The sequence below is a fragment of the Paraglaciecola sp. QJM3NY_14 genome (genome assembly GCF_056173245.1).
On sequence record NZ_CM149664.1, the window covers coordinates 595,781 to 619,900 of the forward strand.

At 44.8% G+C, this 24,120-nt stretch carries 18 protein-coding genes; 9 read left to right on the top strand and 9 right to left on the bottom strand.

The genetic code is table 11. The annotated features are described in order from the left end of the window. Window positions 1-23: 23 nt before the first annotated feature. The 6 genes from AC0VYA_RS02590 to AC0VYA_RS02615 all read right to left on the bottom strand — a co-directional run bounded on the left by AC0VYA_RS02590 (window position 24) and on the right by AC0VYA_RS02615 (window position 6,109). Window positions 24-440, bottom strand: coding sequence for a DUF2721 domain-containing protein (locus AC0VYA_RS02590; RefSeq protein WP_011573428.1), 417 nt, complete (start codon window positions 438-440; stop codon window positions 24-26). An 81-nt stretch (window positions 441-521) separates the two neighbouring features. Continuing rightward, window positions 522-965, bottom strand: coding sequence for a hypothetical protein (locus AC0VYA_RS02595; protein WP_475489960.1), 444 nt, complete (start codon window positions 963-965; stop codon window positions 522-524). Window positions 966-1,145: 180 nt separating this feature from the next. Beyond that, window positions 1,146-2,111 (bottom strand): cobalamin biosynthesis protein CobD/CbiB, encoded by a 966-nt coding sequence (locus AC0VYA_RS02600; protein WP_475489961.1) that lies wholly within the window; start codon window positions 2,109-2,111, stop codon window positions 1,146-1,148. Between the two features lie 12 nt (window positions 2,112-2,123). Beyond that, window positions 2,124-2,831: a 5'-methylthioadenosine/adenosylhomocysteine nucleosidase gene (locus tag AC0VYA_RS02605; RefSeq protein ID WP_473477956.1), complete on the bottom strand. Its 708-nt coding sequence runs from the start codon at window positions 2,829-2,831 to the stop codon at window positions 2,124-2,126. 245 nt (window positions 2,832-3,076) lie between these two features. Further along, window positions 3,077-4,243, bottom strand: a complete 1,167-nt coding sequence (locus AC0VYA_RS02610; RefSeq protein WP_475489962.1) for a DcaP family trimeric outer membrane transporter — start codon at window positions 4,241-4,243, stop codon at window positions 3,077-3,079. Window positions 4,244-4,423: 180 nt separating this feature from the next. After that, window positions 4,424-6,109 carry a methyl-accepting chemotaxis protein gene (locus AC0VYA_RS02615; protein WP_475489963.1) on the bottom strand — a complete coding sequence of 562 codons (1,686 nt, stop codon included), beginning with the start codon at window positions 6,107-6,109 and terminating at the stop codon, window positions 4,424-4,426. A gap of 316 nt (window positions 6,110-6,425) precedes the next feature. Between AC0VYA_RS02615 and acs the strand changes: the two genes are divergently transcribed. Together acs and AC0VYA_RS02625 are read left to right on the top strand one after the other, a co-directional pair. After that, window positions 6,426-8,366 (top strand): acetate--CoA ligase, encoded by a 1,941-nt coding sequence (gene acs, locus AC0VYA_RS02620; RefSeq protein WP_473477964.1) that lies wholly within the window; start codon window positions 6,426-6,428, stop codon window positions 8,364-8,366. 19 nt (window positions 8,367-8,385) lie between these two features. Then, window positions 8,386-9,045: a LuxR C-terminal-related transcriptional regulator gene (locus AC0VYA_RS02625; RefSeq protein ID WP_473477967.1), complete on the top strand. Its 660-nt coding sequence runs from the start codon at window positions 8,386-8,388 to the stop codon at window positions 9,043-9,045. On the opposite strand, the gene AC0VYA_RS02630 is transcribed toward AC0VYA_RS02625, so the two are convergent. Next, window positions 8,993-12,430, bottom strand: coding sequence for a PAS domain-containing hybrid sensor histidine kinase/response regulator (locus AC0VYA_RS02630; RefSeq protein WP_011573436.1), 3,438 nt, complete (start codon window positions 12,428-12,430; stop codon window positions 8,993-8,995). The genes AC0VYA_RS02625 and AC0VYA_RS02630 overlap by 53 nt on opposite strands. Window positions 12,431-12,611: 181 nt before the next feature. Here AC0VYA_RS02630 and AC0VYA_RS02635 point away from each other — a divergent pair, with 181 nt between their 5' ends. From AC0VYA_RS02635 to AC0VYA_RS02665, 7 genes are all read left to right on the top strand, one after another. After that, complete coding sequence (locus AC0VYA_RS02635; RefSeq protein ID WP_006992727.1) at window positions 12,612-12,878, top strand: DUF4212 domain-containing protein; 267 nt, start codon at window positions 12,612-12,614, stop codon at window positions 12,876-12,878. 10 nt (window positions 12,879-12,888) lie between these two features. Beyond that, complete coding sequence (locus tag AC0VYA_RS02640) at window positions 12,889-14,610, top strand: sodium:solute symporter family protein (RefSeq protein ID WP_011573438.1); 1,722 nt, start codon at window positions 12,889-12,891, stop codon at window positions 14,608-14,610. Window positions 14,611-14,805: 195 nt separating this feature from the next. Beyond that, the gene (locus tag AC0VYA_RS02645; RefSeq protein WP_475489964.1) at window positions 14,806-15,948 is read left to right on the top strand and encodes an FIST signal transduction protein; all 1,143 of its coding nucleotides are present in this window, start codon (window positions 14,806-14,808) and stop codon (window positions 15,946-15,948) included. Window positions 15,949-15,980: 32 nt separating this feature from the next. Beyond that, entirely contained in the window at window positions 15,981-17,807 is a 1,827-nt protein-coding gene (locus AC0VYA_RS02650) for a putative bifunctional diguanylate cyclase/phosphodiesterase (protein ID WP_011573440.1), read from the top strand. Window positions 17,808-18,035: 228 nt separating this feature from the next. After that, window positions 18,036-19,871, top strand: coding sequence for a DUF294 nucleotidyltransferase-like domain-containing protein (locus AC0VYA_RS02655; RefSeq protein WP_475489965.1), 1,836 nt, complete (start codon window positions 18,036-18,038; stop codon window positions 19,869-19,871). A gap of 32 nt (window positions 19,872-19,903) precedes the next feature. Next, a complete protein-coding gene (locus AC0VYA_RS02660) occupies window positions 19,904-20,578 on the top strand; it encodes an exonuclease domain-containing protein (protein WP_475489966.1) in 675 nt (224 codons plus the stop codon). A 150-nt stretch (window positions 20,579-20,728) separates the two neighbouring features. Next, on the top strand, window positions 20,729-21,907 hold the full coding sequence (locus tag AC0VYA_RS02665; protein ID WP_475489967.1) for a tetratricopeptide repeat protein: 1,179 nt from the start codon (window positions 20,729-20,731) through the stop codon (window positions 21,905-21,907). Window positions 21,908-21,969: 62 nt separating this feature from the next. On the opposite strand, the gene AC0VYA_RS02670 is transcribed toward AC0VYA_RS02665, so the two are convergent. Both AC0VYA_RS02670 and AC0VYA_RS02675 read right to left on the bottom strand, forming a co-directional pair. After that, the gene (locus AC0VYA_RS02670; protein ID WP_011573444.1) at window positions 21,970-22,809 is read right to left on the bottom strand and encodes a 2OG-Fe(II) oxygenase family protein; all 840 of its coding nucleotides are present in this window, start codon (window positions 22,807-22,809) and stop codon (window positions 21,970-21,972) included. Between the two features lie 66 nt (window positions 22,810-22,875). Next, a complete protein-coding gene (locus tag AC0VYA_RS02675) occupies window positions 22,876-24,084 on the bottom strand; it encodes a NupC/NupG family nucleoside CNT transporter (RefSeq protein ID WP_006992735.1) in 1,209 nt (402 codons plus the stop codon). Between the last annotated feature and the right edge of the window lie 36 nt (window positions 24,085-24,120).

Consider the following 24,120-nt stretch of genomic DNA (forward strand, 5'->3'; position numbering starts at 1 on the left):
GTATGGTGAGCGAACCGCTTTTCTTAAGGTTTTTCGCGAGAAGGTTTACGCTTTTTCCTATCTAGATTGAAGTGACTTAAATGTAAGTCTAGCGCTTCTACCGAAATATTTATCTCCCTCACCGACAAACCTAGTGAATAAAGCAGCAATACAAGGCTGCCTGCGAAAATAGTACTGCCTATCGTTTGATATTCAGCGTAAATCGCTAACATGGATAAAACACACAGAAAAAAGCTAAAGGCGCCAAATTCTTGCATGCGTTTAATCAGTTGAATACGAGTACGCAAATTATTAATTTGGGCATGGGTATTCTCTTGATCCTGCGTGGGGTCAAGATTTCGGATTGTGCTGGCTAACGTCAAAAATCGATTGGTATAAGCCAATAATAATAACGAAATTGCCGGAAAGAGCATCGCTGGAGTGGTCAAAGTGATGGTCATAATAAGGAAGTGTGTCTAGCCGCTAATACTTATATTGATTATGCCACAGTTTACCTTTGCGCCCACCGAGTGAATACACAATTACTTTTCTTGACTGTTATCGATAGCGCTATATTGCTTCAATTCTTTGGTTAACTGGGAGAAAGCGCTTTGCTGGCTGCCAAACATGCGCTCTTCAAGGGCGGCTGTGAGCCCCGCTTTTTGTCGAATAGACTTCAATTGAGATATGCCCACAGCAGACGTCAAACAATAGGCGTCACCAATGCAATTATTTTTTACGCTCATAACAAAGCATTCGAGTAAGTATTGTCCTGCTTGCGGGGTCGCGGCAAGATGCAATTGAGCATTACCTAGGTAAGCCCAAGGTTCCCCATTAAAATCGCTAACAATCTTGCACAACGTTGCAAGATAGCGCTGAGCAATTTGGTCGCAACAAGCACCATTGAACGTGCACATCACGACATTACTTGAAACCTCAAATGAATAACTGCCTGATGCTGTGGAATACGAAAATTTTGGGGTCATATACAACTCGAATTATGTTTACGCGAAAAAACGATTAAAACGTCAATTTGATAAAATGGCAGGACTCGTTAATCAGGCGAGAATATAACATGTAAGGGTAATTAGTTATACGAAAATGCGCAGGATAATACTGGTGGCCAATGACTTTCAATGGCTAAACTCACCTTAAAATCAACCTCCCTAAAGGTGCAAGCGATAAAGGCCCACTGCAATACATAAGCACAGTACCCAAAAAGCGAATTTGCATAAAACAATGTGGTTGGAAAGACGCTTTATATCGATGGTGTCAACTTGGCGTTTCCCGCCACACTTTATAGAGCGCTTTTTGGTGTTTTCATAAATAGCCGGGCCACTGAGCTCTATACCCAATGCCCCACCGTGCAAAGCGAGTAATACCTGATGGGCGCTGCTAGAACGAGGAAGCGCGCGCCACGCGCTAATGGCACTGGTGACACTGCCCATCAATGTAAATAGAAACGAGGTTAAACGCAGAGGAACCCACTGCACAACGAGAAGCGTCTTGGCAGAAGGTTGACCGAAGTACGTGAATTGAGTGAGTTTGGTATTCCAGCAATGAGAAAATTCATACACGAGGCGATAACACAGTGCCGTAACCGGCCCGAATAAAAGAAACAACATCGCAGTACACAGGTACTGTTGATGAAAACGCAGGGTCATACTCTCAATGGTGGCTTTCACTAATCCCACTTGTGAAAGAAGCTCAGTTTCTCGCAGCACCATAGGTTTTAGAGTCTGTCTGGCAAGGGTTTTCTTCCCAGATAGCAAAGCAGAATACACTTTTTTACCACGAGTCATTACATGCTGATACTGCAAGGCGACGAGAAGTAGCATGGCGTCAAAGAAGAGCGGGAATTCAGCCATATTGATAAAAATAGCCAATATGACTGCGACTGGGCTTATCAATACCAATGGCGCTAATGTCCCTGATATACGCAATTGCAGCGGGGCTCTATCGGCACAAGGGTTCACCTTGTCAGCCATTCTTGTGGCGACGAGTTTCGCAAAAAAAAGCGGGTGATAGCGCTCAGGCCAATGTAATAGCATTTCAACTAACATCACCACGCCCAGCACCCAAATTGGTTGCAGCGCGGGTGATTGCAAGAACACATCGATATCGCTTGGCAAGGTATATGTGACTTATTTAGTTTGGTTTTGAAGTACAGTGAGCATTTCCATCACCAGCATGGCTGAGTGTTTTGCTGCCTGCTCTAAGTATGTTTGAAAGGATACGGTCGAAGCTTTGCCTGCAATATCTGACAAAGAGCGGATCACCAAAAATGGCACGTTAAGCAAGTGACAGGTTTGGCCTATCGCGACGCCTTCCATTTCTGCCGCGGCGATAGCGGGGAAATCGGTTCGTAGTTTAGCGGCTGCTTCGTCGCTGCCGATAAAAGCATCACCAGTACAAATTAGCCCGCGCTTAGTCTTGGCTTCACCTAAGGTGATTGCGGCTTTCTCGGCCGCCTCAATTAGTGCGGCATCACATAGATAGGTTTCTGGCATACCAGCACATTGGCCCAGAGCATAACCAAAGTGGGTCAAGTCGGCGTCGTGGTGTACAACTTCATTAGCGATCACGATATCACCTATGCTCAATGCTTGGTCAAATCCACCCGCTGAGCCGGTGTTGACCACGAAATCCGGAGCAAATTTATCCACGACTATGGTCGTGGCAACTGCTGCCGCAACTTTGCCAATGCCACATTTAACTAAGACGACGTCGGCACCCTGTAACTGGCCAGTGTAAAGTGTTAAATGCGCATGTTGATGCTCAACAAGCCCACTAATTGATTCTTTCAGAAGGGTAATCTCTTCATCCATGGCACCTAAAATGGCAATTTTCATATGTAGTTCTTCTCACTCGAATAATGAGCGCAGTTTATTACGGATGGCATCAAGATGAAACTAGAGGTATTTATAATCAAAGATAAACAGTCACCAGAGATGAATACGAATAGGGCGGAGGTGACGTAAAAAAGCGCCATCCTTAGAGGCTATTTGTCTTAACAAAGAGCTTCTAAGGTAGCGCAAGCAAGCGGCAAGTTGGGATTTGCCTCTCTTTCAAACGTGAATAACCGTTTTAACCAAGTTTAAAATGCATACTTTGCTGAAAACTGTAAGCGACTCATATCGCCGTCTGCATCTGACTCAAGGGTTTTCTTAGCGTAGGCATATTCGGCGCCAAAGGTTAGCTCAGGTGATGGGGAGTAAAGAATATTGGCTCTGGCACTGTAGGTTTCCTTAATGACACCTAAGCCCGTCAAGTCAGTATCGTTATCTGCGCTGAACATGGCGTAGCTGAAGGTACTGCGCCACTGAGGATCCCAAAAGTGACGATAAGCCACCGTGAAACCACGAACATCGATAGTATCGAGCTCATTATTCGCATCTAATACTGCACTGTTAACGGCATTTAAGGCGATATACCGACCCAGTCCGCTGCCGATATTAGCCATCACGCGCACATCGTCTTGACCGAAATTAATCTTACTGGTGATGCTAAGGCCATAACCAACGTCGTCTGTATCAATATCACTGCCATTTTGCTTTTCGATATAAGAGAGTTGACGCACTAAGCCGGCAAATGACACATGTCCCCAGGATTGATTTAACGTATAACGCGCTGCTAGATCAGGCACTGAGTTGTCATCAGCGACAATACGACCACTGCCGCCAAAAGGTGTCACTGTGGTTTCCGGGTTTTCTAAGGCAACTTCAAAGGCTCCCGAGGTGTATCTGACCATGGTTTGTCGCGCGAAAATGGTGCCGTCAGTTACCCCAATGAAATCTAAAGATTCAGGCAGGGTTTTAACGTCTTGAAATGTGGACCAGGTTTGGCCAATCAACCAGTTGTTGTACTTGATAAAAGCATGGCGAATTCTGGGCTCATATGAATTACTGATCCGCTCGTTACCATCAGGTGTGGTATGAAAATCAAATTCAAGTACACCTGTGATTTTTTCGTTGTTACTCAATAGGGTATTGGTGGTGAAGCGAAAGCGAGATTGTTTAATATGGGCATCAAATTGTGCGCTTTCTTTTTCCCCGCCCGTGGGTGTCAGACTTGGGATGTAGAAGTCACGTCCAATAGTACCAGAGGGTAATGTTCCATCGCTGTATTGACTCACCATGGCATCTGCTTTGACGTAACCGCTGAAACCAAATGTGGTTTTATCTAACGGGTTAGCAAGAGAAGTAAATGACACGGTGGAGCATGCTAAAGCTAAACTTGTGAGTGATATGCGTTTTATTTTCATTTGTCTGTCCGTTTAGTCGCTATTTACGTTATCTACTCTGGGACATGTTCAAAAAAACGGCTATAAGCTCATGGTCTATGATACCAAGGTCTTAACAATATTTACTTTAGTTTAACTTTTTTTGTTTTTCGCAATTTATTGTTTAATCCGTCATGGAATTAATTCAATCGGGCGCAATCGCTATACTTTAAACTGGCCGACTAGCCCTTCTAGCTCGGCCGTTTTTTGGCGCAAACTTTCCGCAGTTTTACCATTTTTAACCGCAATACCACTGAGCTCTGTTGTTTGGTTTGATATATCAATAATACGCTGACTGATTTCTTTGCCTACAATACTTTGTTCTCGGGCGGCGGTGGCTATTTGAACATTAAGATTATTCATTGTGGCAACTGATTTAGATATTTCGCCCAATGATACGGCCGTGGTGCTAATGCTTTTTTCGGTTTCATTGCTGCGTTGTTTGCTATCGCTCATCACTACCACTGCAGCGCGCGAACCACTTTGTAACTTGGCGATCATATTTTGTATTTCTTCGGTGCTTCCTTGTGTTTTACTGGCTAAGTTCCTTACTTCATCAGCCACAACTGCGAAGCCTCGGCCCTGTTCTCCTGCTCTAGCGGCTTCAATAGCCGCGTTCAGCGCCAGCAAGTTTGTTTGCCCTGCAATACTTTCGATAACTAATAGCACTGCACCGATGTTTTCTACGTCATCACCTACTTGTGTGACAACTTCTTCTGTGGCCGACAACTCATTGAGCAAAAGCGACATCTCGTGACAGCTTTGCTCGACACTTCGCATCGCTTGGTGACCATTGTTATCCGCTTCTAGCGCTGCTGAAGCGGCGGCATCAGCGTTAACAGAAACTTGATGGGCTGTTTCTGACATCTGTGAGGTAGCGCTGGCGACTTGGTCAATTTCGTTATGTTGCTTAATACTCAAATCCTTTATCGAAAGCGTTTGCGTGCCAAGCTCATCACTATTTTGTTTCACTCGTAAGCTGATATCGCGCACATTACCAATGATTGTCTGTAGTTTGCTCAGTAGGGTATTTAAGTGACTCGCGAGTTCACCTAGCTCGTGGTTGTCGTTGAGATTTAGACGACGGGTTAGGTCTCCCTCAGCACTAGAGAGCTCTTTTATCGATTGGGTCACGGTGTTTAACGGTGAAAGGATCGAGCGGACTAAAAGCAGTCCAAGCATCAGTAACAGCAGCAGTAATATTCCTGAGACTAGGGTGACTGAGGTGATTAATGTTGCGCGGGATTCATCAATGTGTTGCGAAAATACGCTTACTTGGTCATCAATGCTGTCGATGTACAAGCCAGTACCAAGCATCATTTTCCATTCTGGAAGGTAAATAGCGTAAGACAGTTTTGCGGCCGGCGTATCCTCCCCTAATCGAGGAAAATGATAAGTCACAAATTCATTCCCTTGAGCAAATTTGTTATTGCGACCCGCAGCAATTAAATCTCTAATCAGATAGATCCCGTTTACGTCCTTAAAGTCATAATAACTCTGGCCAATACCTGCTTCATTTTCACCGTTAAATAGACGTACTGCTTTATCATCATAACCAAATATATATCCGTCTTTACCAAATGTTAGTCGCTTAAGTATCTCAATAGCCTCGCGTTTGTCGCCACCTTCTTGATAAATCGGTTTTACCGCGCTGTAAGCTAATTCTACGGTGTTTTTAAGTTCCCCCTTTTTGCTCTCAATGAGTAAAGTTTGCGCGGACTTTTCCACGGTCCCCGTCAGAGCAGTGACCTGTGAAATAATAATCAGCAAGAGGATTGATACCAGACTGACCAAGGGAACAATTGAGATGATCAGAAGGCGATTCTTAATGGATATATAACTAAACATTTGCGCACCTTAGGGTAGAGCACAAGCTTTTTAGAAAGACAAAAGCGATGGCGAAGTGATTGTTTGCTGAAGCAGAGTTTAGCTCATGGATCTGTATTGTGATGTTTCTGTAATATGCCCAAAGTGACGAGGGCAGAGCCTAAAGTGCTCGCATAACGAAATAAAGCAAGGGTAATTGTTAAATGATGTCGGCAATTGTATTATTTTGATTACTCATATGTAACGCAGGGATAAGACCAAGGTCTCATTCCGGTTTGTGTGCTTACGAGTACAGTGCTCAGTATTCTTATTTGTGTATTCAGTTTTTGGAGTCATTATGTCGCAACAAATTTATCCCGTTCCAGCACACGCTAAAGAGCATAGCCACCTTACACCAGCCGATTACGCGCGCATGTACGCAGAATCAGTAGAGCAACCTGAAGTATTCTGGGCTGAGCAAGCTAAATCACTTGATTGGGTCAAAACCCCAACCAAAATCAAAAACACGTCTTTTGATGCTCATCATGTAAGTATCAAGTGGTTTGAAGACGGCGAATTGAATGTGGCATACAACTGTATTGACCGTCACTTAGCGAAAAGAGGTCACGTAACAGCCTTTATTTGGGAAGGTGACGACCCTCATAGCCACGACATTATCACTTACCATCGTTTACATGACGAAGTCGCGAAAATCGCCAACGGCTTGCGCAAGCTAGGTGTAGGCAAGGGCGACAGAGTTGCGATTTATATGCCTATGATCCCGCAGGCTGTGTATGCCATGCTTGCATGCGCGCGGATAGGCGCTGTACACACCGTCATTTTCGGCGGCTTTTCGCCTAATGCAATTGCCGACAGAGTGAATAATTGTCAAGCGAAGGTGTTGATTACCGCGGATGAAGGGCTAAGAGCTGGTAAGCATATTCCATTAAAAGACAATGTGGATACAGCATTGGCTGAACATGACTGCCCTAGCATGGAGCAAGTTATCGTATTCAAACATACCGGCAGTCACGTGAGCTGGGGTAAAGATGATGTTTGGTGGCATGACTTAACGGATGATTGTTCTACCGATTGTCCGCCAGAGGTAATGAACGCAGAAGATCCGCTTTTTATCTTGTATACATCCGGCTCTACCGGCCAGCCTAAAGGAGTAGTGCACACCACCGGGGGTTACTTGCTATGGGCATCCATCACCCATAAATACGTTTTTGATTATAAACCAGGAGATATTTACTGGTGTGCAGCCGATGTTGGCTGGGTGACAGGTCACAGTTATATCGTATATGGCCCTCTTGCCAACGGCGCGACCAGTGTTATGTTTGAAGGGGTACCTACTTACCCTGATGTACGCCGAATTGGCCAAATCGTTGATAAGCACAAGGTGAATATCCTTTACACGGCACCTACTGCTATTCGTGCATTAATGGCCCACGGTGATTTCCCCACTGAGGGGATTAGTGGCGAATCATTACGCTTACTTGGTTCAGTGGGTGAGCCCATTAACCCAGAGGCATGGCATTGGTATTATACGACTGTTGGCCAGTCACGATGCCCGATTGTGGACACATGGTGGCAAACTGAAACGGGCGCTGCCATGTTAACACCTCTCCCCAGTGTCACAGCGATGAAGCCAGGCGCTGCTAGCCATCCATTTTTCGGTGTGCAGCCCGCATTGGTAGATGGCCAAGGCAATGAATTGTCTGGCGCAACTGAAGGCAATTTAATTATTACCGATAGTTGGCCAGGTCAAGCGCGCACCGTTTACGGCGATCACGAACGTTTTGTGCAAACGTATTTCACCACTTACCCTGGTACCTATTGCACCGGTGATGGTGCTCGTCGTGACGAGGACGATTACTTCTGGATCACAGGGCGAGTAGATGATGTACTCAATGTGTCGGGACATCGCTTAGGTACCGCTGAAATTGAAAGTGCACTGGTTTCCCATAATGCGGTAGCTGAAGCCGCGGTGGTAGGCTACCCCCATGATTTGAAAGGCCAAGGTATTTATGTATATCTGATGCCCAATGAAGGTGTTGAGATAACGGATGAGCTTACAAAAGAGGTTTCTAATTGGGTACGTAAAGAACTTAGCCCCATTGCGACACCAGACTTGATACAATGGTCCTCAGGGTTACCGAAAACACGCTCTGGTAAAATTATGCGCCGGATTTTGCGCAAAATTGCTGCCAATGAATATGAACAACTCGGTGATACGTCTACGTTAGCTGACCCAAGTGTGGTTGATACCCTAATAGAGCAACGTTTGAACCGATAAAAATGGATAATAGCCATCTATGATAACGCTACTGGTTGCAGATGATCATCCCTTGTATAGGGATGCTTTACGCGGAGCCTTAACACTGTCGTTCAGCGATTTAACGTTGCTTGAAGCAGCCGATTTAATGCAAACAGTAGCCTTATTAGAAGAGCATAAAGACATTGATTTGTTGCTCTTGGATTTACACATGCCAGGCAGTGGTGATTTGTTTGGTCTGATACATATTCGTAAGCTATTCCCTGAATTACCAGTGGCTGTGGTGTCAGGTTTAGAAGATCCGATGATTATCACCAAAGTGATTAATCTAGGCGCCTTAGGTTTTGTGCCTAAGACCACTGGGGCTTCACAAATCGCTGATGCGGTAACCAGTATGCTAGAAGGTGACATTTGGTTACCTGAGAGTTATGCCAGTGATGAAGTGGAATTAGACAATGAATTTGCTGAGCTGGCTGATAATGTGGCCAGTTTAACACCTGCGCAATATAAGGTGTTGTGCTATATGCGAGATGGCTTATTAAACAAGCAAATCGCTTACAACCTAGATATAGCAACCGCCACGGTGAAAGCACACGTGACGGCTATCTTCAAGAAACTACACATCAATAATCGAACTCAAGCCGTGCTTATTGCCTCACAACTTCAGCTTGAGCCGCCTGCAGCAGCGCCCTCAACTTAGCCGGCTTCACAGGTTTAGACAAATAGCCACAACCTTGCTCTTTACAGCGTTGCACTAACTCAAGTTCAATATTAGCGGTAATCAAGATCGCTGGAACATTATTGGCATGAATATCACAGATACGCTCTCTTAACTGCTCAATAAGCTGTAGCCCGTCTATATCGCTGCTCAACTGAAAATCCATTAAGATCACATCTGGTACAAAATGCCCTAAAGATGCCAACGCAGCGCTAGGGGTTTGCTCAGAGTGAGAAACCACTTTCCATTTCGCCAATAACGATTGCAGTGCATCAAGGTTCTGACTTTGATCGTCGACACAAAGCACTTTCAGGTCATGAAACCCCACCTTATTTATTTGCACTGGGCTGTTTGTTTCAATCGGCCGACTGGAGGGTAATTGAATGCTGAAACGGCTTCCATGGTTGATACGCGAAGCGACCGTTAAATTTGCATCCAGAATACTGGCAAGTCTTTGTACAACGCCAAGTCCTAATCCCACGCCTTGTTGTTGATGGCCGGATATACGATAAAAATCGCCGAATATCTTGTCTAATTGATCTGGCGCAATGCCAGAGCCCGTGTCAAAAACGTCGAACGCTACATTTTCTCCCTTCGTTCGAACAGAGACCAATACGCCTCCAGTCTGGGTATATTTCAGGGCATTAGAAACAAAGTTCTGCATGATGCGATAAAGATATGTACGATCGGTTTTTACCCATACATCAGCCACCCGGGAACGCAGTTGCAAACCTTTGTGTTCGGCAATGAGTTCAAATTCAGCGATAAGCGGTTGTAGCACATCGCGTACGTTAATCGCTTTGTATTCCGGCTTTAACTCACCTTGGTCAATACGCGCAATATCTAACAGCGTGGCGATGAGTGCTTCACTGGCCTGGATGCTATTGGATAGTTTGCCAACGGTTTGCCTTGCATCGTCATTTAGCTTAGCTTCTTCTAACGCACCAAGATATAACTTAGCGGCATTTAACGGCTGCAAAATGTCGTGACTGGCAAGCGCCAAAAAGCGCGTTTTACTGGCGTTAGCCTGCTCTGCTACCTTACGCGCACTGACCAATTGGGTTTCAGCGTCCGCCCGGCGCTGTATTTCCAAACGCAACTCAGCATTAATGGTTTGCACTTCTTGACTGCGTTTTTGTATTCGATTTTCTAAATCGATATTGGCTTCTTTTAGGGCGTGTTGGGTTTCAATGTGCTCTGTTACATCGTTAAAACTGGTCACAAATCCGCCTCCAGGTAATGGGGTACCGATCATCTCTAACGTTCTGCCGTCACTGCGCTGCCGCAAAAAACGATGGCTGGTGCCTTTGCGCATATGCTCAAGTCGCTTTTGTACTAAGATTTCTACTTCGCCCGCGCCGCACTCACCACGCTGAGCATTGTATCGAACAAGATCTTCTACAGGTCGGCCCACGCGGATCATATTTGCTGGGTAACTAAAGAGCGCTAAGTAGCTTTTGTTCCACGCGACTAAATTTAAGTCTCGGTCAATCACGCTTATTCCTTGTTCGAGACTTTCTAATGAGGCGACCAAAGCGCTCATATTAAATTGGATTGCCTGGGTGGTATCGTCAAAAAAGTTAACGACTTCTTCGAAATTCAACTTTTTACCACTTATAGCACTGTCGACTAACGCTTTTGCAGAAGAAGCGCCTATTACGCCGCCAAGAGCTCGTTCGCTAAAGAGTACAAACTCTTCAGTGGCAGACTCCGCTGGATTTAGAATGTGGCCGTTACGTTGTTGGTAATCACTGAGCAATTGTTTACACCGTTTCTCCCCCAAAAAGGTGCTTAATAACGTGTGTAAATCTTCAACTGTGGTGTGGGTGCGAGGCGCGTTGTGATGTTTTGACTTGTCATCCGTGGTGGTGACAAAGGCTTCCGCTTGAATGCGATCAATTAGACGAACATCTGCCACATAGGAAAACAACACGTAAGCAAAGGTGTTGGCGAGCAAGCTATAAATGGCGACGGCGTTAATGGTGTCGTTGAGTATCAGGTTTTGCCCTGCGTCATTTAACAAAGGCAGCATTAACCACAATATCCATGAGCCAATACCGGCCATTAGACCAGCGTAAACTCCTTGCGCATGGCCTCGCTTCCAATATAAACCGCCGACAATGGCGGGTAACAACTGTATGACCAGAGAAAATGCGATCAGTCCAATAGAGGCAAGAGTGCGACTGTCAGTCATTTGTTGATAATACAAATAGGCTAAAGACAAAATTGCAGCGATAACCAAACGGCGAATAAGCAGAATGCGTTTAGTGAAATTGGGCGGAACACCTGCGCCGCGATGCTCCGCTAACAAATTCGGCAAAATTACATCGTTGGTCAGCATGGTGCTCAGGGTTAACGTGGCGACGATGATCATCGCTGTGGCAGCAGATAAGCCACCTACAAATACCAGTACTTGCAATAACATATTACCGCTATTCATCGCCATGCCTAGCACGTATGTATCTGGCTCTTGGCTGGTTAAGCGGAACATGTCGTCTCCTGCCGCAGAAATAATTGGGATCAGGATCGCGATACACAATAAGTACAGTGGGAATAACCAACGAGCGGTTTTTAAGTGACTGAGCTTTAAGTTATCTACAATAGCGACGTGAAACTGGCGAGGCAGACATACTACTGCGCCAGCGGCCATGAGGGTTTGTGCAAAAAATGAGAATGACCATATATTGCCCAGTGCGTTAAGGGTGGTGAACTCTTGCAGTAACGGAGTATCGGAATGTTGTGAATATGTTAGATACCCAAAACTAGCCACGGCAATCAAAGCGCATAATTTAATCACCGACTCAAAGGAAATTGCTACCATTAACCCGCGCCGGTACTCAGTCACATCTGTGTGCTGAGTACCGAAATAGATAGAGAACAAAGCAATAAACGTGGTGGCGCCCAGCACCACCAGCTCAGCATGAGTCTGGCCTGATACCATTAAAAATGCTGAACCAACGGCTTTTAGTTGCAAAGCGATATACGGAATAATGGCTAACAGCGCTATTAAGGTGACGAGTAAAGCGATAGTTTGACGCTTACCGTAACGAGACGAAATGAAATCGGCAATCGTGGTAATGTGCTGACGTTTACTCACCGCAATCAGTTTGCGCAAGAAGCGATACCCGAACAAATACAACAACATGGGGCCTAAAAAGATAGGCAAATAATCCCATGTATCTCTTGATGCCTCGCCGACAGAGCCAAAAAAAGTCCACGCGGTACAGTAAATTGCCAGTGCCAGCGAATAAATTGCAGGGTGTGAGCTAATACGCTTGGCCAGAGGGCTCTTCCCGTCTCCCCATTTGGCTACCCAAAACAATCCCATCAAATAGACGATGGCTAATACCATCCAACCTAAAGCCATACATTTTCCTAATAGCAGTGACGCTGATTAAAACTTATTTTGCAACCGGAGGCTGCGATTTATAAGGACTGTAGCACAGGTCGCTGTATTTAATTAACCCGTAAGACCATGGTCTCATTCCGTCTTGTAAAACATGAGTCTACAGTTATTTACATCTTATTAACCTTGGATGAAAAACAAGATGGCATTTAAAAACGAAGAAGATAAAAAAGCATACTGGCGGGAAAATCTCGCTCTTATGACAAAACTACTAGTTGTTTGGTTTGTCGTGTCCTTTGGTTTCGGAATTTTATTAGTGGATTTACTCGACCAAATTCAAGTGTTCGGCTTTAAATTGGGCTTTTGGTTTGCGCAGCAAGGAGCAATCTACGTATTTGTCGCGTTGATATTTATCTACATGTACAAAATGAATCAACTCGATAAGCGCTACGGCGTCGACGAAGAATAGGAGCGTTAAGATGGATGTTCAAGTACTCACATTTTTAATCGTAGGAGCTTCTTTTGCTCTGTACATCGCTATTGCGATTTGGGCTCGTGCTGGGTCAACACAAGAATTCTATGTGGCTGGTGGCGGTGTTCACCCTATAGCAAACGGCATGGCAACAGCCGCTGATTGGATGTCAGCAGCATCGTTCATATCAATGGCTGGGTTGATCTCATTTATGGGCTACGACGGGGCTGTATATCTACTCGGCTGGACTGGCGGATACGTATTATTAGCCCTTTGCTTAGCGCCATATTTACGCAAGTTTGGGAAGTTTACGGTTCCGGATTTCATCGGCGATCGTTACTACTCACAAACCGCGCGTACAGTGGCTGTTGTATGTGCCATATTCGTTTGCTTCACATATGTCGCAGGTCAGATGCGTGGGGTCGGCGTAGTGTTTAGCCGCTTCCTTGAAGTCGACATCGTCACGGGTGTTGTGATTGGTATGGCGATTGTGTTTTTCTATACCGTGCTAGGCGGCATGAAAGGTATTACTTACACTCAAGTCGCGCAGTACTGCGTGCTTATTTTCGCTTACTTAGTGCCCGCCGTATTTATCTCCATCATGGTCACGGGGCACGTACTACCGCAAACCGGCTTTGGTGCGAGTTTAGCCGATGGGTCGGGGGTGTATCTGCTGGAAAAACTAGATGGTCTCTCGACACAACTAGGATTCAACGAGTACACCTCCGGTACCAAGGGCACCTTCGATGTATTTTGCATCACGGCAGCACTCATGGTCGGTACTGCAGGTCTGCCCCATGTAATAGTGCGCTTCTTCACCGTACCTAAAGTACGTGATGCGCGTAAGAGTGCTGGTTGGGCTTTACTGTTTATCGCTATTTTATATACCACAGCCCCTTCTATTGCCGCATTTGCGCGAGTTAATATGATTGAGACCATCAATGGTCCAACCGTCAGCGAGCAAGCGCCCACTGGTACGCCATATAGCGAAGCTCCTAGCTGGATAACTAATTGGGAAAAAACTGGGCTGATTAGCTGGGATGACAAAAACCAAGACGGTAAAATGTTCTACTCAGGTGATGAGCGAAACGAGATGCAAGTAGATCGTGACATTATGGTGATGGCCAACCCTGAAATTGCCAATTTACCGGCATGGGTTATTGCGTTGGTCGCTGCAGGTGGCATTGCTGCCGCATTATCAACCTCCGCCGGGCTGTTATTGGTTATCTCTACATCGGTCTCACACGATTTGCTTAAACGCAACCTAATGCCCAACATAACCGACAAAAAAGAGCTGTTTTATGCGCGCTTGGCTGCGGGCGTAGCGATTGTTATTGCAGGATACTTTGGGGTCAATCCCCCTGGATTTGTCGCGCAGGTGGTCGCATTCGCATTCGGCTTAGCAGCTTCGTCATTCTTCCCTGCCATCATAATGGGAATATTTATGAAGCGTATGAATGACAAAGGGGCGATTTCTGGCATGTTAGCGGGGATTGGCTTTACCGCAGCGTACATTATTTACTTTAAGTTTGTTAACCCTGCGGCGAATGTGTCAGAGAACTGGTGGTTTGGCGTTTCACCTGAAGGAATAGGTGCAATTGGTATGTTGGTGAACTTCGCTGTGGCATTATTAGTATTCAAAATGACGGAGGAAGCGCCACAAGAGATTCAACAGTTAGTAGAGGATATTCGCTATCCTAAAGGTGCTGGAGATGCAACTGCACATTAATTGCTAAAAACTACCATTCAAAAAGGAATGAAATAGCCTTTTACTACAATAGCGCCCACCTCGTTGGGCGCTTTTTTATGTGAGCCTCAAGAAAGAAAAATAACAGAATTTCGTTGCTGGTAATTTGCACGCTATTAGCTATTATTGTCTGCATATCAAACGTTTAACAATCTCGTTGAGGTGTTAGGGATATGGATGGCAGTTTTCAGTGATGTGCAATTTACCTCAAACGTTACGGTTAAAGCACTAGCCGATAGTGTTGCTGAATTGATGCTGTCACAGCCAAAGGGGATCATGATCCTGTGCAGCGAAGAAGCGGCTTCTTGGGGAGACGATTTTAAGCAATATGTGGGTACATTAGATGTGCCTATCTTCGGCGGGATATTTCCAGGTCTTATCCTCGACTCGCGCTTTGAGCCCCGCGGTATTTTAGTGGTTGGTTTGCGCAACAATATTCGTGTTTGCGTCATTGAGAGTGTTTCAACTTGTGCTCCAGTGTCGTCAAACATGGCTTATATGTCTCAGTCTGTGAATTCCGTGATGATATTGACTGATGCGCTATCAAGGCAGATTGATGGTTATCTGCAACATGTACTGGGATTTCTACCAGAAGATTGCAGTGTCTTTGGAGGTGGAGCGGGAACGCTTGAATTCAAGGCGCAACCTTGCCTCTTTAGTGCTGCCGGCATGCATCAAGATGCGATGATTTTAGTCGAAATGTCGACTCATTGGGATTTGTCCGTAGGCCATGGTTGGGAAATACTTGCAGGCCCATTTCTGGCTAACAGCACTGATGATAACTGTGTGTTAGAGTTAAATTTTGAGCCTGCTGCGCAGCTATACGAGCGAGTCGTCCAAGAGCATAGTAAGCTGAGTTTCGACAAGCACGAATTTTTTGACATAGCGAAAACGTTCCCTTTCGGGTTGGCTAGGCTAGACGACGAAGTGCTTATTCGTGATCCTCTTAAACTGGAGGGTAGCGGGCTTGTTTGTGCAGGAGATATACCTGAGAACACCATGCTGTACATCATGTGTGGAGATGCTGAAAAATTAATAGCTGCGGCTTCTGGCGCAGTAAATCAAGCGCTTTCTACACTAAATGATACGCATGAAGTAACGGATTGCTTTTTGTTTGATTGCGTTAGTAGGCAGTTGTTTTTGCAAGATAAATTTGCCACAGAACTCGATTTGATTCACCGAGAAATAGCACCGCCGTACCGCACAGTTGGGGCGCTAGTATTAGGCGAGATAGAGCTAGGTGCCGGGGGGATTCTCAGTTTACATAATAAAACGGCTGTTGCTGCCTTAGCTCGAGCGAGCAAGCAGGATGTGGTATGAATGGCGTTTTATATTTAAGTTGGGGCCTGTGAATGAGTGAAATGAGTCGCACCTTGCAGATTATTTCTATTCAGCACGAGCTAGCCATGAGTATCGGATTGGATCTCAACCTAGATAAGATGCTTCAGCTATTTCTCGATAGAGCCAAAAAACGTCTGAGTTTACGCAGCGCAGTAGTATTTAAAGAAGCACCGCGCTCAAGAAATGATTCAGACATACTCTGCTACCCTTATAATCATCGCCCAGATGATACAAATGACTGGTTAACCGAGCAGGTGTACGAGTTTAGCCAGCTCAACGTGCAAAGCGTCTGCCGTCAGCGCGGTGATACTTATTATTATCTGTTTAAAATTCCTAAATTTGGTGCAATCAGTTTCGAACGCAAACGGACGCCTATCGATGACATCGTTCTTAATGCGCTAATGCCCCTATTTGGCCGCTTGGCTGTGAGTTGCCAAGCTTGCTTAGAGCATCAAAATTTGGTGGATGAAATTAGTAATCGTAAAGCGGTAGAAGAGCAGCTTAGATTGCAAACTTATCAAGACGTTTTGACTGGCTTACCTAACCGAAAAATGCTCAATATCAACTTACAAAGTTTACTGACGAATGCTCAGCAGCATGGTCAATATGGGGCCGTGTTTTTTATCGACTTAGACCGTTTCAAGTTAATAAACGATACTTTAGGGCATTCTGTTGGTGATGAATTGCTGATTAATATCACAAGCAAATTAAAAGCCTGTATCCGCCGTGATGATACCTTGGCCAGAGTAGGCGGGGATGAGTTCATCTTGCTACTTGGCGACATAGGGCCGACGGAACAGAGCGCAGTTGGCAAGGCTACCAAAGTAGCGGATAAAATGCTTAGCCTCACTCGGGATAGTATTGAGTTATCCCGTTGCGCTGTGTTTACCAGCTTTAGTATCGGCATCGCCCTGTTTCCATCACCTGAGCTCAATGCCAATAAATCAATTGCTGAGCAAGCTAAGCAACTTATAAAACACGCTGATATTGCCATGTACAAAATTAAACACACTAGTCGCAATGATTATTTATTTTACCGTCACGAATTACAAATCATGGCGACTTTTCGCTCTGAGGTAGAGCAGCGTCTACATGTGGCTTTACGTGAAGAAGCATTCGAGTTGTATTTTCAGCCTATGGTTAATGTGGCAGGCGAGATAGTGGCCGCAGAGGGATTGCTGCGCTGGCATGATGAAAAACTAGGCTGGGTTGGGCCTCAGGAATTCATTCCAGTGGCAGAGGAATGCGGTTTGATTGTAGAAATCGGTCAATGGGTCTTGCGCCAGACGTGTGTATTGATTTCGCAGCACCTTGATTGGTTTTCTGAAGGAAATTTGCGCTACATCAGTATCAATATTAGCCCGCGACAGTTTAGTCAACCCCACTTCGTTGCTCAAGTGTTGGAGATAATTGAGGAATTCACGTTCCCCCATTCTTATTTACGCTTGGAAATAACGGAAGGCGTTGCGATGGAAAACATTACCAGCGCTATTTATATTATGAATGCGTTAATTGTGCATGAGCTATTTTTTATGTTGGACGATTTTGGTAGCGGCTATTCGTCGCTTTCTTATTTACATCAGTTGCCGCTAAAGTCAGTCAAAATAGATCGTAGTTTTGTGTCGAAAATAGATCAAAACACGGATAACCAAGTTATCGTTGAGGCGATTATTTATATCTCTCAGCACTTTTCATTAGAATGTGTTGTAGAGGGCCTAGAAACATCTCAAGAACACGCTTATTTTCATGAAAAGGATGTTGCAGCTATTCAAGGGTTTCATTTCTATAAACCCTTACCAAGGGAAGCGTTTGTCAACTTGCTTGAGTCGACCAATTGAACATTACACGACAGTGAATACATCAAGTAAAAAGCGCTTTGGTTAGTTCCTTTTAAATTTTCGCAGAGTGATTAATTATTTCGTGAAATTGGTATAAGAAATTCTCTTGTTAAACAGGGCCTGCTTTGGTCAAATCAAGGTTCGCGCAGCGTATCGGCAAAACGTTTCATTGCAATAGATTTGTAGAATTGAAATGCGCCACTATCAGTTATTTATTTTGGAGTTTCAATGAATCATATCCCTCAGCACATCTTAGAGTTTTTGCGCGATTCCGCTCCCTTTGAGGTGCTTGATGAGCATGAAATGAATAGGTTGGCGCAGTCCATTACGGTCGCTTATTTTAGCCAAGAAGATGTAACGAATATTCTGAAACAGCAGCAAGGGGGATTGTTTCTTATATGCAGTGGGCAATATTCAGTTAAGGATTCCGCTGAATCAGAACGCCACGTAAGTGATGGGGATTATTTCGGCTGTGACAACTTATGGCAAAAACAGCCGAATAAAATAGCAGTCACTGTCGATAGCCCGGGGTTAGTGTATTGCATCCCGAAAAAAAGTTTCGCCCAATGTGTTGCTAGCCATCCGAGTATTGAAGTTTTCTTTCGAAATTATACCTCTGAGCAAATTTATAGTGACCATGTAGATGACTCAAAGTCTATGTGGCTTTACAAGCCGATAAGCGAAGTGATTTCTGATGGGGTTGTGAGCGAGGATATCAACAGCTCAATTTTGCAAGGGGTGCAAGTTATGTCAAAAAGCGGCGTTTCTTCTCTTGTAATCACGGATAACCAATTACTGGTGGGTATACTAACTGACCGAGATATACGAAATCGCGTGGTGGCGCAGCAAACCGATGTGAACCTTGCGGTTAGTGAAATAATGACGCGAGACCCAGTGAAAATTAGCGATCAGCGGACATTATTCGATGCCTTGTGCGTCATGACCGAGCACAATGTGCACCATTTACCCGTCGTGGATAAAAACAGCGGGGTTCCCCTTGGGATGTTGACGGCGAGCGATATGATACGTCATCAAAGAGGGAATGTGCTTTTCGTTATTAACGAGTTAACAAAAGCGCCGTCTTTGTACGAATTAACAAGACTTTCGTGGCAACTACCACATTATTTTTCGAAACACGCTAAACGTCTCGGCGACTTTGATATTGCCGGCAAGGTATTGTCTCAGGCAACGGATATTATGACGCGAAAGCTCATTGGCTTTTATCAGCAACAGCATGGTGAAGCACCGATGGAATTTTGTTGGCTTGTTTACGGCTCTCAAGCGCGAGAAGACCAGACCATGGGATCTGATCAAGACAACGGATTACTGTTCGCCACAGAGCCGAACCCTGAGCAATCTGCCTATTTTGCAGATATGGCTGAGTACGTATGCAGGGGCCTAGATAAGTGCGGTATTAAATTGTGCACTGGAAATATTATGGCCAGTAACCCAGCATTGCGTTTGTCAATAAAACAAGCTGTTCAGCAAGCACAAAGTTGGGTGCGGGAGCCGAGTCCGGAAGCTATCTTGAACTGCAATATATTTCTTGATGTACGCGCAGTGGCAGGAAATCGATTTTTGCTTTCTCAATTACATGTGGAGCGTAAGGAGTTACTCAAACAATCGAGGTTTATTGCCGCGCTTACGCGTCACGCCAGTGATGGGCATGTTCCTTTGTCTATGTTTCAGAAATTTGTATATAAAAAAGGGTTACCTAAAAAAGATTGCATCGATATGAAAAATAGTGGGGTGGCGATCATCAACAACCTAGTGCGGATTTACTCCTTAGCCAATGGCTTAACCATGCCATCCATTCCTCATCGACTAGAGGGGCTGTTGTCACACGCAGGGTTATCGAGTAAAGACGTCAAAAATCTGCGCGATATATGGCTGTTTCTTAATCGCTTACGGTGGCGTCATCAAATTCAAAATAAGGTGACTGACAACTATGTTTCGATCAGCGATTTGTCGTCTATCGAGAAATATCAATTGAAAGAGGCAATGCGCGTTATCCGAAGAACACAGCAAGCCGCTGTGTTTAAATTTGCCGGTGGTTTAGGTTAACGCAAACCGAGTATGCCCAGAGAGAAAGACTGATGTTTAAAAAACTAAAAAAGTGGTTTGCACCTAAGCCACCTATCCCAGAAGCTTGGTTAGGCATGCCACTGGCTGACATTCCTTTTTTATGTATTGATCTAGAGCTCACGTCCCTTGATTTGAATGACACTAAAATTCTATCGATAGGGTGGGTTGAGGGTAAGGGCAAGCAGATTTCTCTGCAAAGTTGTTATTATCAGGTGATATCAACAACAGCTTCGTTAAATCAAAGCCCGGTAATCCACGGTTTAACCGCTGATCATATTGCCAAAGGGCAACCGTTGCGTATCGCGTTGGAGGCGCTAAAACAATTTGCTAGTAGTCATGTATGGGTGTTTCATTGTACCCATCTTGATATGACGGTGTTAAACGGTGTATTTAAAAAGTTGAATATCCCTCTTCCCACAGTCGTAACGCTAGACACATTGCGTTTTGGACTGTATCAACTGACTAAGAATTTACGTCCGCCCCCGCCAAATGCTGTGGTGTTACCCGTGTGTCGCGCGCGTTATAATTTGCCAGCGGTACCGGCACACAATGCTCTGGACGATGCGATGGCGACTTTGGAATTACTGTTTGCGCAAATCCAAAAATTTGCGCCGAAAAATACCGATACGTTAAAGACGTTGATGGTGACTGATGCACTTGAAGTCTTTCCTGCGCCTAATGATTGAGCGGGTGATACAGGACGACGTAGATTACATTACGGAGATACTTTCCCGTTAATTGATTGTTAATAAGTTGTTACTTATTTTTTCTCTTTGTTATAGCTTAATGCTGCCTTTTTAACTAAATTTGAAGCAGAAGCAAAGAGGAGAAGTATCGTGAATTATCTTACGAAGCAGCATTCATTCTGGTTAACGCTACTAGTATTGTTTAGTTTAACGGCTTGCCAAAGCGCCCCGACAGTACAACAGGTATCTGGCTCTATTTTAGATGATGATGCCTTTCCTTTGGCGAAAGACGTCCATATCGAATCTGAAAAAGACATTTTCCGTTTAGACAAGGATGCGCGAAACTATGTAAAGCGCACGGTGGGGCACATAGACGATCCTATCGAACGAACGGAAACACTGGCGCGCAGTATATTTAAACGGTTGAGCTTTGATTTACTCTATCGTGGCGATGCAAATACGACGGCCAATGAAACCTTTCACAACCGAGCAGCAAATTGCCTTTCTTTGTCAATTATGACCTACGCATTAGCCAATGAGGCTGATTTAAGCGTTCGGTTTCAAGATGTACAGATCCCGGAGTATTGGACTCGCAGAGACGGTATTAGCTTGCTAAATGGGCATATAAACTTACAGATAATACCTAGGTCGCGAAGTGCTAATTCCTTTTATTTTTACAAACGCGGTTACCAAATTGATTTCGACCCCCAAGCGTTGAGACAGCACTTCCCAAAAACGCAGCTAACAAAACAACAAGTCATTGCCATGTTTTATAATAACAAAGGCGCGGATGCCCTCTTATCCAATGACAGAGACCGAGCATACGCGTATTTCTCAGCGGCGCTGAAAGTTGAACCAAATTTCGATTCAGCGTTAGTGAACTTAGGCTTTTTGTACCGAGTTTCAGAGCGATACGCTCTATCTGAAAGAGCGTATTTGAAAGCGCTGTCGTCGTCACCTGATAACTTGACCGCTTGGGAAAATCTCGCATATTTATATAATTATTCTAATAAAATGACGCAGGCTCAGGAGATCCTTGCGCGAGTTGAAAGTAAACGTCTGCGAAATCCCTTTTATCATCTCGATCTAGGCCGACGTGAGTTTGACCAAGGAGATTTACAGGGAGCGCTAGCGCATTTTAATCGCGCACTAGCGATTGATAAAGATCGCCACGAAATCTTCTTTGCGTTAGCCAGAACATATCATGCTATGGGACAAATGACGCTAAGTGAGCGCTACTTGAAGAAGGCCAAACGCACCACTAAAAACCTGCAAGAGAAGGAGTTATACCAAGGGAAGCTGGACCTTCTTTCTCGTTCATCAATATAATTTTAGGCCAAAAAAAACCTACTTCACATTGAAGTAGGTTTTTGACGTATCTATAGATATATCTAGGCTACGCCTAATTCTCGCAATCTCTCTGCTAAATAGGTTTTGGCTGTGTGACGTTCAGACAAGACCACTTCTGGACGAGGGTGTAAGAATAAGGGCAGTGAAATTCGTGATTTAGTTTGATCTGCACCTTGAGGATTAATCACCCGGTGAGACGTAGATGGGAAGTAGCCACCGGATGCCTCTTGAAGCATATCACCAATATTCACAATCAAAGTCCCGAAGTCACAAGGCACATCAATCCACTCGTCACCAGTGCCTTTCACTTGTAATCCTGGCTCATTAGCTGAAGGAAGTATCGTTAAAAGGTTGATGTCTTCATGGGCGGCGGCACGAATAGCATCCGGCTCCTCGCTTCCTGTAATTGGCGGGTAGTGCAAAACACGAAGTAGTGTTTGATCACTGTCTACTGCCATGCCAGAAAGTGGTTCGCTGTAATGTGCAGCAACATCTGCCGGTGAATATTTCTCAACCCAACCGAGTAACTCAGATGCTAGATTGTTAGCTGCTTGATAATAGTCTTGCAGTTCTTGCTTTAAATCAGGAGGGCATTTCCCCCAAGGATAATAATGAAAGTACTCTTTGATATCTTTCTTTTTAAACCCTTTGGCGGTTTCTGAAACCTTGGTTGAAAAAAAGCCATCGTGACTTTGGTTATCAAACGCGTAGTGCAGTTTGTCATCAGAATTAAAAAACGCCTGCCAGTTTTCGTAGATACTGGTTACCGTTGATTGTTCGATAGGGTGGTTCTTTAGCACTCCAAAGCCGGTTTGGCGCAATGATTCAACGAACTTTTTGTCCGCGTCTGGTGCTGTGTAATCGACGGCGAGCAATTGCATAATAATCTTTCCTGTCTTTAAGTGTGAATGGATTGCCCACCTTGGCAGTCATTCCTTTTTCAATTTCTATAAGCTGAGGTACAAGCCAGCTAAGGCGGCACTCATTAAGTTTGCGAGAGTGGCGGCCAGCACTGCTTTTAGGCCCATTTGCGCGATTTCTTTACGTCGCCCTGGAGCTAATGCACCAATGCCACCCATTAAAATAGCGATGGATGAAAAGTTAGCGAAGCCGCACAACGAGAAAATAACAATAGCTTGGGTGCCTGGCGATAAGTCAGCTTGGTATTTCAGAAAGTCCACGTAAGCTACAAATTCGTTCACCACCATTTTTTGCCCGATAAAACTACCGGCGAGATTGGCTTCATCCCAAGGTACCCCAAGTGCCCATGCAAGCGGCTGGAACACATACCCAAGAATGACTTCAAAGCTTAAGTTCTCGACCCCTACAAGACCGCCGGCCCACCCAATAAGGCCATTTAATAGTGCAATTAATGCAATGAAAGCAAGTAACATGGCGCCCACATTCAACGCGAGATGCATACCCGATGCTGCACCGCTTGCTGCAGCATCAAAAATATTAGCGTATTTGTCTTCTTCGTTGTTGACCTCAGTCAACTCGTTTTTAAATTCTTGGGTTTCAGGCATGATGATCTTTGCCATCAACAGGCCGCCCGGTGCCGCCATAAAGCTAGCCGCAAGTAGATATTTAATTTCAACACCCATTCCGGCGTAACCTGCCATAACTGAGCCAGCAATAGACGCCAGCCCACCGACCATAATGGCAAACAGCTCTGAGCGTGTCATATGAGGAATAAATGGCTTAACGACTAATGGGGCTTCGGTTTGACCTACAAATATATTCGCAGCAGCAGACATGGACTCTGGACGACTTGTCTTAAGGGCAATTTGCAAGAACCCGCCGATCAGACGAATGATCCAAGACATCACACCAAGATGATAAAGCACGGTAATTAAGGACGAGAAAAAAACGATAACAGGGAGCACGTTAAAGGCGAAGATAAAGCCAAGTGATTTATTGCCTAACTGACCAAAAATGAAATCGATGCCTTGTTGGCTATATTCAATTATATTTTTTACATAGACGGTTAAGCCCAGTAAAAATTCTTTCCCTGGGGGGAAGTACAGGACCAAAGCACCAATAATAGCCTGAATAGCAAAAGCGCCACCCACAGTGCGCCAATTTATCGACTTACGATGCGCTGAGAGCAAAATCGCAAGTATGAACAGAACAGCTATGCCAATCAAACTGACCATTCTAACTCCTTAATTATTGTTTTTATATCGTCGTTA